Below are 14,004 nucleotides of genomic sequence, written 5' to 3'. Positions count from 1 at the left end.
GAGTAAATAAGTTAATAATTGAGGGTACAACTTGTCACTTCCTATTCTGGGATTTTGGGTGTGTGGTAACCTCAATTATCTTCAGATTTTAGGGGGGTGGCAAGTTTTTTGTATTCTAAGCCCTATAAATCAAGATTTTATTAACTTTTTACTATATAAGTTTTGACAATACGAATCTTTTAAAAGGGGTAACTTAATGGATAAATATTTAAGGACGAGTATTCATTCACCTATTGACTGTATTTCTGTTGGTCAATTTATCTCAAACGAATCTTGGAGACATGTAAAACGCACAATCGATAGCTACGAAGTGATTATTGGGGTGGATGAAATACTATATATGGAGGTGGACGGGACTCCATACGAAGTAAAACCTGGTGATATTTTGTTCATACAGCCTGATACCGTGCATTCAGGTTATTCTAATAGCAAATCTGGAGTATCTTTTTATTGGTTTCACTTTTACTGCAATACCCAAATTGAAGAAATCGATGGGGAGATGATGGACGATTTAGTCAAGGAATTAAGGGCAAATCCGCATCTTAATGGAACAAATTCAAACATCTTTTTACCCATTTATTCAACTCCATCACAAATAGAGCGTATCAATATTCTCTTTAACCAGCTATTGGATGTCGCAACCGCCAATTATTATAACAATCATGCGATTGACTATTTAGCAACCTCATTATTAATCGAGCTGTCAGAACAAACGGTCACAAACTTCCAAACTTCATTCGAAAGGACCGATACCGATAAAAAACTAGCCACTATTATGGAGTGGATTCGTATTAATGCGATGGGGAATATCTCCGTTCATTCCATTGCTGAAAAATTTAATTATAACAAAGATTATTTAACTAGAATTTTCAAGAAAAAAGTAGGAATGAATATTCAAGAATACATTCATATCCTTAAAATAGCCAAAGCAAAGGATCTTCTGTCCAGAACAGATACAAGCGTAAAACGAATTGCCTCTATCGTTGGGATAAATGATGAGAAATATTTTATGAGACTTTTTAAAAGGTATGTAAAACTGACCCCAACAGAATTTAGAAAAGCCTATTATCGAAAACAATTGAACAATGAATAAGGATACCTTAACACCTTTATCCAATAGATTGAGTCATTCAACTTTCTTAATTCGACCATTCGACAAAAGGAGAAAATCCAAATCTCCTGTCGTAATGGTTAAGTACTTATCCACCGGCAGTTGACTGCATATAAAATGTACCTGCCGCACGTAATAAAGTGAAACTTCATTCAGTGGGGGTTTTTTTCATCCCCCACTGAATAATAATGATCTTAGGCTAAATGCGCTGCGTCCTGCGGCAACGCCTAAGTGACCAACGTCCTGTTGGCCTGAACGAATCGGGGATTTGACTTTCAGTTGATCCCCCACTTACAATTCTCGTTTTTTCCTCGAATTATTGAAGTGGGGGTCTTACTGCCAGTTAATTCGGGATAAACTATAAAATAATAACCAAGTTATCAGCATTTATAATTCGTTCATGTGGTATAATAAAGCAAAAAGGAGTGATTAAAATTGGCAATGAGCATCGAAGAAAAAAGAAAACAAGTAAAGGAACTTGTTGATAAATTAGACCAAGAACAGTTAGAAAAATATTACAAACAAATGTTTTTTGACACTCTGGAAGAGGAAGAATTAACAGACGAAGAGATCAAAGAGATTAATGAAGGGCTTGAGGAGATAAAACGAGGAGAAACATATAGCTTTAAGGAAGTGTTTGGTGATTCGGATGTACAATATTGAATTTACCAAAAAAGCCAAGTAGTATTTTAATAAGCAAGATTCCGTAACTAAAAAAAGGCTTAAACATAGTCTCCTTCAATTGGCTGAAAACCCTAGAGACAACGCAAACAATGATGTGAAGCTACTGAAAGGTGCATTAGAACCCACTTTTCGACTAAGAGTAGGAAGTATGAGGATAGTCTATAAACTGGAAGATGATCGACTACTAATAATTGTTATCGACATCGACAATCGAGGGCAAGTTTATAAGAATTTATAAACTATAACAGTTTAACACATAGATATCATAAAAACATAAAAAACAAACGGCTCTTAGCTATTTAGTATTGGATAAACAGCTAACTAGCGGTCATTTATTCCTATGATTTTCCTGTTAGCCTCATATTGTTACATTGCTGTGGACAAGGGCTGAGTTCGATTACTCGCTCAACATTCACCACCTGTAACATAAATAACCGCCCAAGATTTAATACCTTTATGAGAATTGCTCCTAAACACTAAACAGTGGGGAAGCAAAATCAAACTAATAAGATAAAAGGATAATAAGTAAAAGTGAGGGAGTCTACCTTCTGAACCGTAACGGCACTTAACAAAAGTCTTATGTAATTTAAGCGACCTTTTCCTCTCAAACCTTCCTATATTCTGAAGGAGTAAGGCCGGTTATCTTCTTAAAAACTTGACTAAAATATTGTGAATCTGTAAAACCCAGCTTTTCTGCCACCTCAAATATTTTTACATCCTTGTCCCTATCAATCAGCTCAATCGCCTTCTCCACTCGAACCCTTGTCATATAATTCGAAAAGCGCTCCCCCATTTCTTTTTTAAACAGCTTGCCTAAATAATCCGGGCTCATAAACATTCTTTCGTTTGCGATGAAATGAAGGGAAAGCTCTTGATTGCCTATTTCTTCTTCAATGATATGAAGGACCTTCTGAATAATAGCCGAATGGTTGCTTTTATTTTGCTGATAAAAATGAAGGGTGATTTCTTTTGCAACCTTCGAAAAAAAGGTATGCATGCTGTGAATCGTATCCAATTCTAGTAACTGCGGCATAACGAGCAAGTATTCCTTCATTTGTTCTGGATGGCACATTCGAATCATTCCATTAAAAAGTTGAACACAATAGGATTTGGTTGTTTGGATATCTAAACGAAGTTGGGCTAATTGCTGAAAAAAACGGGCTAATTCCTTGTCTGCATCCTCCCATCGTCCTGATTTTACGAATAAACAAAACTTTTGCTCATCATATCGTAGATCATTTTCCTGTGTCGATTGAGTTGAAATATCGTCTTTTGTAATAATACTCCCTTCCCCCAAATAGAAGCGATGCTGAAGACATTCTAAAGTTTGTTTATAAAGCCTTCTTAACGAAATCATTCTTCCTGCCTCACTAACAGCAATGGTTGTATCTTTTTGATAATATTGAAAAAAACGTTCCCGAATCTGCTCTATTTGCTTATGCAAATTGTCCGTTTGCGACGAAACGCTAATCACAAGTAAAACATGCTCCCCCACCGTACAACTAAGAATCATCTTCTCAAAAATATGTTCCGAAATATTTTTAATTGCAAATAAATGCTCATAATCAAAAAGATCCTCAATTTGAAAGAGCACAAGCTTTACAAGCGGATCACGCAGCTTCATACGAAAAATCAGCTGATAATATTCCAATTCTTTACTTCCATATCCATCACTTGTGACAAATTCCTTTAGTAACTGTTCTTTTGCATATGGAAGCATTTTTTCTAATCGCTGTTTCATCTCTTGAATAGTTTGGATCTTTTCTATCTCTTCTTTACATTCCTCTAAAGCTTGAATAATACTGTTCTCGTTACAAGGTTTTAGTAAATAATGCTTCACACCATATTGCATCGCCTGTTTCGCATAATCAAATTCAGCAAAACCTGAAATCATGATAAAATGGGTCTCGGGGTACTTTTCATGAACTTTTTCAACTAGTTCTACCCCATTCATTCCAGGCATTTTTATATCTGTGATGACAATATCTGGGTGTTTTTCCTCAATGATTTGATACGCTTCTACCCCATTTTTTGCCGTTCCGATTAATGTTGTTTGATAGGTCTCCCATTGGATAAAATTTGAAATCCCATCAAGAATAATTCTTTCATCATCAACGAGCAAAACTTTATACATTATGATCTCACCCTTTATCATACGGAAGTAGAATGATGATACAAGTGCCTTCGCCCACTTCACTTTCTATTCGTAATCCATATTGTTCACCAAAAAGCCGCTTAATCCGTTCATCAATATTTTTTAATCCGATTCCCTGTCCCCTTGTTTGGACTTGGTGTTCCCTTACTTGTTCCAGAAAGTCATCATCCATTCCAGGTCCATTATCCCTCACAATTAATTGCAGCGAATTTTCTTCCTTCCTTGAGGTGATCGTAATCATACACGGTTCTATCATCGGTTCCAAAGCATAGTGAATCGCATTTTCAATTAAAGGTTGTAAGGTTAATTTCGGAATTTTATAGGGGTATAAGCTTGAATCCACATCGATATGGAAATTTAACCTTTCCTCAAAACGGTATTGTTGAATCCTTACATAATTTAGAACAATTTTCAGCTCTTCTTCAATTGAAACAAGTGGTTCCTTCCAACTCATGGAATTTCGTAATAAGTAACCAAGTGACTCTACCATATTCGAAATTTGTGTTTGTTGATTGCTTTTCGCTAACCAATTGATCGATTCCAACGTATTGTAGAGAAAATGTGGATTGATCTGAGCCTGTAATGCTTTAAATTCGGTTTCCTTAATCATAATTTGCTTGGAATAATTCGCATGTATTAAATCATCTATTTGCTCTGTCATGGCAAGGAAATTTTTATGTAAATCACCCACTTCATCTTTATGGACTTTCGACATATATAAGATCTCACTTTTTGCCTTGCTAAAATTCCCCTTTTGAATATATTTCATTCCAGCCGCTAAATTTTCTAATGGGTTTGTAATACTTTTGGCAAATGTAAGGCCAATGGCTAGTACAGAAACAAACAAGATAATAAATAAAACGGGAACGCTCGTTTTGATAAATTGGATATGGCGAAAAATCCGATCAAAAGGAATGACATTGAAATACGTCCAATTAGAAAAGCTTGATTGCATCTGGACAATAAAATATTTACGATGATTGATCGTTTCAATACGATATCCTGTGTCATTCTGATCCACCCATATCTTTTTCCCTATCTCTTCTGATTCAAGGGAATAGATAGGCTCACCTTCATAATTCATAATCAGAAAATACCCTTCCATCCTTTGGGAGATTTCCATAAAATGACGGATTAATTTATCTGTGTCTACACGAATGATTACGGTTCCAAGATGATCAAAACTAAAATCTTGGAATCTTCTAACCTCCCGTGCGGAAACAAGTGTAATATCACTTTCAAGCTGATCTAACCAAATATGACTCCCAATCGCTTTGCTTGACTGATCTATAATCTCTTTCGTTATTTCATCTGGAATTTTCCTTGGTCTTTTTCCAGCAATATTGGATTCCCCATGGGTATCCACGATATATACAGCCTCAATATAACTTTCAGAATTAATTAAATTCAACACTTTATCCGTGATTTTTGACCGAATTAAATGTTTTTCATATTCAGTCTGTTCTTCTCTTAAATTAATTAAGTATTGTTGAATAAGGGGGTCCGTTGCAATGGTATAGGAAACCCTTTCAATGTTTTCTAACTCATTTTCGATATTATCCGCCGACATATTCAATACTTGGGCGGATTTTACATATAATTGTTCATCATAGCGATGAAAAGCAAATTGTAAACCGATTACGGTTAATAGCAGAGAAATAAACATAATACAGGAGATTAAGATAATCAGCTTTTTCTTAATCGGCTGATTAAAATAAATTTTCTTCATAAAGTGGTTTCTTTTTGTCATTAAACAATATCCATCCCCTTAGAACCCCCCACTGAATGAAGTTTCACTTTATCGTCCAACAAAGTCCCATCGAGCCTTCCCCAAGATGAGTGCCTATGACAGGACCGAAATAGCTAATATGGAAGTCCACGTTAGGATATTGATTTGCAAGTTCAGATTTCCATTCTACTGCCTCTTCTAAGCGATTTGCATGAATAATCGTGGCTTGCAAGGCTTTCCCTTTTTTGACATCTGCTTCTAACAAATCGGCCATTCGTTTCAACGCTTTCTTTCGTGTGCGAATTTTTTCAAAAGGGACAATCACCTTGTTTTCAAAGTGTAAAAGTGGCTTGATATGCAGCAAACTTCCAATAATTGCCTGTGCACTGGATAATCTCCCTCCCCGCTCTAAATGGGTGAGGTCATCGACCATGAAATAGGCGCGCATATTCTTTTTCATTTCATCTAAAACGACTACTATTTCTTCTGGCTTTTTACCTTCCTTTGCTAACGTGGCTGCCTTTATGGCATAAAATCCTTGTGCCATACAACTAATTTCGGAATCATAAGGATATACTTTCGCATTCTCAACCATATCCCCGGCGGCTACAGCACTTTGAAAAGTACCACTAATTCCACTGGAGAGATGGATGGTTATAATCGCATCATAGTCTTTCGCTAGTTCTGCGAATAAGACTTCAAATTCTCCAATAGGTGGTTGAGTCGTAGTGGGAAGTTGATCTTCATTTTTAACCTTTTTATAAAAATCCTCCGCAGTAAGATCAATTTCTTCTTTGTAGGTCTTTCCTTTGATTACAACACTAAGAGGAATTATATGAATATCAAGTGTTTCACGAATATGCTTTGGTATATAAGAAGTACTATCTGTAACAACAGCTACCTTCATTCGTATCAACCTCGTTTTTCTAATACTATCGTTTTCATCATTCTATCGAATTACCTTCACTTTGAAAAGACTAATTTAAAAGGAAACAACAGACCCGATTATAGCTAAGGGCGAATTAAGTCTAGACCACCACGAAAAAATGCTGGTAACGGCGAATAAATAGAATTATAGGAATACTGACCAATAAAAAAAGGAATCTGCCAATTTCTTTTAACAGATTCCTTTTCGGTTTAGCGAACTTCGACCCAGCCGTTTTTGATGGCTGTGACAACAGCTTGTGTCCGATCATTGACGTTCATTTTTTGTAAAATATTACTCACATGGTTTTTAACTGTTTTTTCGCTGATGTAAAGTGTTTCGCCGATGGCTCGGTTACTTTTTCCATCTGCAAGCAGTTGCAATACTTCACATTCTCGGCTCGTTAGCAGGTGAAGCGGAATTTGAACTTCAGGCTGTTGATAGCCATGACCATCATTTTGCTGGTTAGCCAGTCTGCGGTATTCATTAACCAATTTATGCGTGATTTTCGGATGAATATAGGAGCCACCATCTGCCACTACTTTTACAGCTTCGATCAACTCATCTGAATCCATTTCTTTCAGCATGTAGCCAGATGCCCCTGTCTTTAAAGCATGTGTGACATAGGCTTCATCATCATGGATCGATAAAATCATTGCTTTTGTATCCGGATAGGCTTCGATCAATTGTCGAGTTGCCTCAATACCGTTTGTATTTTTCATATTAATATCTAGTAGAACCACATCGGGATGGTATTCCTCTACTAATTCGATCACATCAGAACCATCGTCCCCCTCCGCCACAACGGAAAAAGATTTTTCAAATTCTAAAATTCGTTTTACACCTTCACGGAACAATTGGTGATCATCAATAATAACAATCTTTGTCATCGTAATTACTCCCCCTAAATATCTATCGGCAGTTTCTTCAATGTCTTTATTCTAATACAGGAATTTTTATATGAATCATTGTACCTTTATCAGGAGCGGATTCAACATTTAGCTTCCCTTCTAAGATCTCGATTCGTTCCTTCATTCCCATTAAACCAAAGGAACCGTTTTTGTTCACGGCTGGATCAAACCCTTTTCCATTATCCTTAATAAGGACAGAAACCCGATCAGGACAAACTTCTAATTTCACTTTAATTTGCTTTGCTTCCGCATGTTTTAGTGCATTATTGACAGATTCCTGAATGAGTCGAAAGAGTGCTACTTCATATTTTCCTGGTAAACGCTTGTCTCCCCCCAGATTTATGAATTGGATATCCACTGATTGGTGGTATTCACCTAAAGTTGATAGATATTTTTCAAGGGTTGGAATCAAACCCAAATCATCCAGTGCCATCGGACGTAAATCATAAATAATTCTTCGCACCTCGTACAAAGCATCCCGGATCATTTCTTTCAAACTACGAATCTCTTTAAAAGCCTGATCAGGTCCTTCTTCAATATGTACTCTCTCTGCCAAGTCGGAGCGAATTAACACATTCGCTAATAGCTGGGCAGGCCCATCATGAATCTCACGGGAAATTCTTTTCCGTTCTTCCTCTTGAGCCTCAATGATCCGCAGACCAAAATCTTGCTTCATTTTTGCATCCTCAAGTGCAATCCCTATATCTTTTATATCACTAACAAGATAATTGGAGATAACGGTGATTTGAGATACAAGTAATTCGGCACGATCAATCGTCTCCTGCAAAACTAATAATCTTCTTTCTAAGTCATCTCTTCTTTGTCTAAGCTGTTTTTCTAATTGTTCATTAATAATATATTTTGTCTGTAAACTATGGGCAAATTCATATACTTCTCGAACTTGTTCTTCAGAGTATGTTTTAAAGTTTCGGCTAACTTCTGAGAGTCGTTTTCTTGCAAATCTCGATTTTTCTTCGAGATCATCACTCTCGCTAATCACCTTCTCCACCTTCGCCTTGATCTCTTTTAATTCCTCGATTAGGGTATCATGGTCTTTACGGCATTGTTCACCAATCCGAAAGATTTCGTCTTTACTCTTATCGACGGTATCAATCATTTGCTCTACAATAAAATCCAGTGTTTTTACATCAAGTTTTCTTAGTGCCATCGTTCCGCCGCGGGATACACCCCTTTCTGAATCAAATCTTATTTTACATGATTCCTTATATTCCAACTATTCTTATGACATAAATTGGAAAAAATCCAACTTAAAGTCTAATCACTTTGAGAAATGCATGTTACTAAAGACCTATGGAATAGTGATAATGGGCTATTTATCCGCTTCACTTTATCCATTATTTTTTCCACCGATGCTTCAAAAGTATGTAATAATTATTATATCATGTATATTTCTCATGAATATTAAGTTTATCTTACAATTATTTCAAGAATGATCGATGTATTGCTTCTTTCCTATCCCTCCCTTCCGAACATGGTATCGTGATTCAAAAGTCAAGACTATTTTAGAATCTAAAGGCATAGCCACTTTTTGAGTCAAAAAAAAGAGGCTTTCAGTCCGAATTTGACTTCATGCCTCTTTCCATTTTTTAATCTTTTACCGCTCCTGCCGCGATCCCCGAAATAAATTGTCTGCTAACAAATAGAAACATGATAATTAGAGGAAGTGTGGCTAAGAGTGTACCTGCCATGACCATACCATAATCGGTATCATAAATGCCATTTAATTGGGATAGAGTAACTTGTAAAGTATATTTGGCTGGATCATTCAAAACAATAAGTGGCCATAGATAATCATTCCACACACCTATAAAGGAAAAAATCCCGAGAAAGGCTAACGCAGGTCGCAAAATTGGTAAGGCAATATTCCAATAGAGTCGGAAATAATTACACCCGTCTAATCTTCCTGCATCAAGCAGACTATCATTGATCGATTCTTGTGAAAATTGTCTGATCCAAAAGATTCCAAAAGCATTGGCAATTCCCGGAACAATCAGAGCTTTATACGTACCCACCCAGCCTATTTTGGAAATGAGAATATAGGATGGGATAAAGGATAATTGCGACGGAATCATGAGGGTGACAAGTAAAAGCCCAAATAACCAGTTTTTCCCGGGAAATTGAAATTTTGCAAAGGTAAATCCTGCCAGTGAACAGAAGAACAAGACACAAAGAGCAGAGACGATGGTGACAAATAATGTATTCAAAAAAGATTGAAAAAAGTCAACATTATCCAGTACATTTCGGATATTGTTTATCAATTCAGACCCAAACACTAGCCTTGGTGGAAAACGTAAAATATCACTCGTTTTATTCGTTGACATCACGGTCAGCCAATAAAACGGAAAGATCGAGATGAAAACCCCTACCATAAGTAAAAAATGTAGCCCCATTGTCTTCAGCAAATTTTGAGTTTTACTCACTTTGGCACCCCTTTCTCATTCCTACCTCTCCCCTGTTTTTTGGACCACTTTCCAATTAATCAACGAGAATAAAGCAATAATAATAAACAAAGCCCAAGACACAACAGAAGCATAGCCGAATTGATTATCGACAAACCCTTGCTTATACATATAAAGAGTGATCGTTAAACCCGCTCCCCCAACGCCACCTGAATTTCCCAGTAAGACTTGGGGCTCTGTGAACAATTGCATAGAACCGATTGTTGTCATTAAAACCGTAAATAAAATAATTGGTCTTACTAACGGAATTGTAATATAAAAAAATTGCTGGATCGTACTGGCTCCATCTATTTTCGCAGCTTCATAGAGGTCATTCGGAATTGCCTGTAAGCCCGCTAAATAAATAATCGCATTATAACCTGTCCATCGCCAAACAACCATGGAGGCAATCACTAATTTGATTAAGAAACTAGAATCAAGCCATTGAACAGGTTCCAAGCCAACTGTGGTGAGCAAATAATTGAGTAATCCATAATGATTTCCAAATATCGATTTAAAAATGATTGTGACAGCTACAATCGAGGTCACATTGGTGACAAAATAAGCGGCACGATAGAAACCTTTCATTTTGACAAAGGAAGCATTTAATAAAAAGGCAATGACTAATGCACCAAAAAGCATAGGAATTGTCGAGATAAACCAAATAATGAAGGTATTCCCAACGGCCTGCCAGAAAAGGTGATCCGTTATAAGATATTGGAATTGTTTCAATCCGACAAATTGCATCTCACCAATGCCATCCCATTTTTGAAAGGATAAATATAAAGAAAACAAGATGGGAAAAAGCCCAAAAATAAGAAACAATACATAAAAAGGGGATATAAATAGATAAAGAACTTTTTTCTCATAGATTTCTTTCCATACGCTCTTTTTAGGCGCCTTGCCGACACTCTTTTCAAGGACTTCCATACAAACTCCTCCCTCATATATTGGCGTCAGGAATAGATTTTAAGACTATGAGGCGAGAAAACGGGCTCGCCCCAAAATCTATTCATGTTAGCGTGAAAGTTCTTTTTCTACCTGGTCTAGAACCTCCTCCCATGCCTGATCAGGATCCTTGCCTTGTTTCGCAACATCGGTTAAGGCATCATCAAAAATGGTATTGACCCGAGAGAAATCCACCCCAAAATATCTTGGTTTTACATTTTTAGCTGATTCCGAAAATACTTGAGTTGTATCCTGACCCCCAAAAAACTCTTCCTTTGAGCTCATTTTATCGTCTTCAAAAACACTTGGAGTCGAAGGAAATAAATCCATTGTCACATAGGATTGTAATTGATTTTCAGGATTCATCATCCATTCAATCACCTTATAAGCCTCTTCTGGATGTTTAGAACTTTTGAGTATGCCAATAAAAGAGCCACCATTATTTCCATCCCCACCAGGTGCCCGGGCAACTCTCCATTTCCCAGCCGTATCCGGAGCTGCGTCTTTTAAGATGTTTTTTACCCAAACAGCACCAATGAAGGAAGCTACTTGCCCATTATTCATACTTGCGTTCCATTCTGGACCATCCGCTTCTGTATTCGCACTCAACCCCTTTTCATGAATCGTAATCGCACGATCCCATGCTTCCTTAATCGTTCCTGAGTCCCCGATAAATTGATCATTTTCATCAAAATAACTTTTGTCACTCTGACTAATGGATTGTCCGAAGACTCGATTAATCGTATCGAACATTTTTACCCCTATCGCAGCTTCTAACTTCTCTCCAGCTGCAATATAATCGTCCCATGTCGAAATTTTAGCGGAAACCTCTTCAGGATCGGTCGGTAAGCCGGCTTCAGCAAATAAATCTTCCCTGTAAAATAAAGCCGTTGGTCCCGTATCCATTGGTAGGGCAATTAAATGTTTACCATCCTTCGTTAAAGCATAATCCCATTTCCAGTCCAAATAGTCATCCTTAATCTCATCTGCCCCATAGTCTAATAGATTGACAAATTTATCGTGGTTAGGTAGAAATTCTGTAACCCAATCATTGATGGCAACTATGTCTGGTGCACCTGTACTAGTAGTTAAAGAGGTTTGTAATTTTGTTTTGTATTCTCCCCCATCAATTTTTTGGGCATTGATTTTTATATCCGGGAATTCTTCACTCACTTTTTTGATTAGATCGTCATCAATCGAGCGATTCCAATACCATAAGTTTAATGTGACTTTCCCATCTTTCTCTCCATTGCCATCACTACTACAGCCAACAAGTGAAAAAACAAACATTCCTAACAATACGATTAATAAAAATGGTCCCCTTTTCATCCCATTCACCTCTTTGATATTTTATTTTTCCTTTGACTAAATCTAGGAGTTGTCCTCAATTTCCATCCTTTTTAAATAAAGGAATTGCTTTTTACTATTGTATGGGCCTTCATTTAATATATGTTCACTACTTGTTTCGATATAGAGCGAGATTGCTAGAAAACAGAAAGCCAGCCCTATTAAGATGGACTGGCTTCTTAGAGATTATTTTCTTTTAAAATTATTTCGTTGCGGCTGGACGCTCTTTCGCTTTATCTGCTTCACCGGCATTTTTATTTGCAGCCTCACGATCCTGGGCCATTTCCTCTACAGATTTTACTTTTAACCGAGCGGCTCCTTTGTAATCTGGATTGGTTGGTAGTAATTCCTCTGTCGCCAGCCGAGTTTTGGCTTTCGCAATCGCATCTTGATATTGAGGCAACCATTTTTCTTGGGCAACAAGCATTTCATCCACCATTTGCCAGATTTCCTTCGGATTACAGACCGCTCCTGTAAGAGGATCCATCATCATCGCTTGACGAAGTAGGAAATCATCTCCATGAACTGCTGCCTCAACCGCAAGTCTTTGCACTGAAATACTGACATTGCAGACGGCCGCACATCCTAGTGGCAAATCCCCAACTTGTGGCATATTGATTCCATTTCGATCGACATATCCGGGCGCTTCAATAATCGCATCATCCGGTAAATTGGAGATGATGCCCTGATTGACAACATTAAAATGGCCTCTATATACACGTCCTGTCTCAAGTCCTTCAATAATATAGGAACCATGTTCTTCACTGCGATTTTCTTCTGTATACTCCATTGGCTTTTCTTTTAACCAGTTTGGAAAATCTGTTTCAAACCAATTTCTTCCTTCTGTACAAACCCGTAGATAACCACCTGTCTCCCCATTAATCCAGGATCCCAAATCTATCCAGTCTTTGATTTCCTCTGGACGTTTCCGATACCATGGAACATACTCACTTAAATGGCCATTCGATTCTGTACTGTAAAACCCGAATCTTCTTAACATATCAATCCGGACTTTTTCTGTTTGGCTAAATTCAGGATGTTGTTCAAATGCTTCCAATAATTTACCTGTTAAATCTTCGCCTTTATGTTTGATGCTAATATACCAGGTTTGGTGGTTAATCCCCGCGCAAATAATGTCCACTTCTTTTTTGGGCAAACCAAAAGCCTCTGCAATCTGCCAATGTCCACCTTGGACACCATGACAAAGTCCAATCGTTTTCACACCACCATATTGATTGCAAGCCCAGGTTATCATCGCCATCGGGTTCGCATAATTCAATAATAAGCAATCAGAGGCAGCGACTTCGCGGATATCCTTACAGATATTCAACATTTCCGCAATCCCGCGCTGCCCATACATAATCCCGCCTGCACATAGAGTATCGCCTACACATTGGTCCACTCCATATTTTAATGGGATATCGACATCTGTTTGAAAAGCCTCAAGCCCGCCAATGCGCACAACGGAAAAAATATATTTTGCATCCTGAAAAGCCTCCCTACGATCTGTTGTTGGCTTGATTTTTATCTTTAAACCGTTTTCATCAATATCCCTTTGGCAAAGCTGAGTTACCATCTCTAAATTCCGCTCATTAATGTCTGTGAAGGCCACTTCAATATCGCGAAATTCCGGTACAGCTAATAAATCACGTAAAAGTCCTCTTGTAAATCCAATACTTCCTGCTCCAATAAAAGCAACTTTAAATGACATATAGCAACTCTCCTTTAAAATAAT

General features: G+C 37.4%; 11 protein-coding genes and 1 pseudogene. 3 read left to right on the top strand and 9 right to left on the bottom strand.

All coding sequences use genetic code 11. The features are described from left to right. Positions 1-196: 196 nt before the first annotated feature. From MUB24_RS20615 to MUB24_RS23755, 3 genes and pseudogenes are all read left to right on the top strand, one after another. Positions 197-1,093 (top strand): helix-turn-helix domain-containing protein, encoded by an 897-nt coding sequence (locus MUB24_RS20615; protein WP_244707407.1) that lies wholly within the window; start codon positions 197-199, stop codon positions 1,091-1,093. Positions 1,094-1,546: 453 nt separating this feature from the next. Then, positions 1,547-1,774 (top strand): hypothetical protein, encoded by a 228-nt coding sequence (locus MUB24_RS20610; protein WP_244707406.1) that lies wholly within the window; start codon positions 1,547-1,549, stop codon positions 1,772-1,774. A 58-nt stretch (positions 1,775-1,832) separates the two neighbouring features. Then, positions 1,833-2,033 (top strand): annotated as a pseudogene (locus MUB24_RS23755) (type II toxin-antitoxin system RelE family toxin); the annotation flags it as partial. 366 nt (positions 2,034-2,399) lie between these two features. On the opposite strand, the gene MUB24_RS20605 reads toward MUB24_RS23755, so the two are convergent. The 9 genes from MUB24_RS20605 to melA all read right to left on the bottom strand — a co-directional run bounded on the left by MUB24_RS20605 (position 2,400) and on the right by melA (position 13,980). Continuing rightward, the gene (locus MUB24_RS20605) at positions 2,400-3,929 is read right to left on the bottom strand and encodes a response regulator transcription factor (protein ID WP_244707405.1); all 1,530 of its coding nucleotides are present in this window, start codon (positions 3,927-3,929) and stop codon (positions 2,400-2,402) included. Positions 3,930-3,936: 7 nt separating this feature from the next. Next, positions 3,937-5,700: a cache domain-containing sensor histidine kinase gene (locus MUB24_RS20600; protein ID WP_244707404.1), complete on the bottom strand. Its 1,764-nt coding sequence runs from the start codon at positions 5,698-5,700 to the stop codon at positions 3,937-3,939. Positions 5,701-5,743: 43 nt separating this feature from the next. Next, positions 5,744-6,586, bottom strand: coding sequence for a DegV family protein (locus tag MUB24_RS20595; protein ID WP_244707403.1), 843 nt, complete (start codon positions 6,584-6,586; stop codon positions 5,744-5,746). A 230-nt stretch (positions 6,587-6,816) separates the two neighbouring features. Further along, entirely contained in the window at positions 6,817-7,494 is a 678-nt protein-coding gene (locus tag MUB24_RS20590) for a response regulator transcription factor (protein WP_280517093.1), read from the bottom strand. 46 nt (positions 7,495-7,540) lie between these two features. Continuing rightward, positions 7,541-8,683, bottom strand: coding sequence for a sensor histidine kinase (locus MUB24_RS20585; protein WP_244707402.1), 1,143 nt, complete (start codon positions 8,681-8,683; stop codon positions 7,541-7,543). A 439-nt stretch (positions 8,684-9,122) separates the two neighbouring features. Further along, positions 9,123-9,926 carry a carbohydrate ABC transporter permease gene (locus tag MUB24_RS20580; protein ID WP_244707409.1) on the bottom strand — a complete coding sequence of 268 codons (804 nt, stop codon included), beginning with the start codon at positions 9,924-9,926 and terminating at the stop codon, positions 9,123-9,125. A 51-nt stretch (positions 9,927-9,977) separates the two neighbouring features. Then, complete coding sequence (locus MUB24_RS20575; protein WP_244707401.1) at positions 9,978-10,904, bottom strand: carbohydrate ABC transporter permease; 927 nt, start codon at positions 10,902-10,904, stop codon at positions 9,978-9,980. Positions 10,905-10,991: 87 nt separating this feature from the next. Next, positions 10,992-12,251 (bottom strand): ABC transporter substrate-binding protein, encoded by a 1,260-nt coding sequence (locus MUB24_RS20570; RefSeq protein WP_244707400.1) that lies wholly within the window; start codon positions 12,249-12,251, stop codon positions 10,992-10,994. 220 nt (positions 12,252-12,471) lie between these two features. Continuing rightward, positions 12,472-13,980, bottom strand: coding sequence for an alpha-glucosidase/alpha-galactosidase (gene melA / locus MUB24_RS20565; protein ID WP_244707399.1), 1,509 nt, complete (start codon positions 13,978-13,980; stop codon positions 12,472-12,474). Between the last annotated feature and the right edge of the window lie 24 nt (positions 13,981-14,004).

Origin of the sequence: Lederbergia sp. NSJ-179 (assembly GCF_022867885.1) — a bacterium.
In the GTDB taxonomy this organism is placed as follows: Bacteria; Bacillota; Bacilli; order Bacillales; family Bacillaceae_C; genus Lederbergia.
This window is presented reverse-complemented; position numbering and strand designations above follow the sequence as displayed.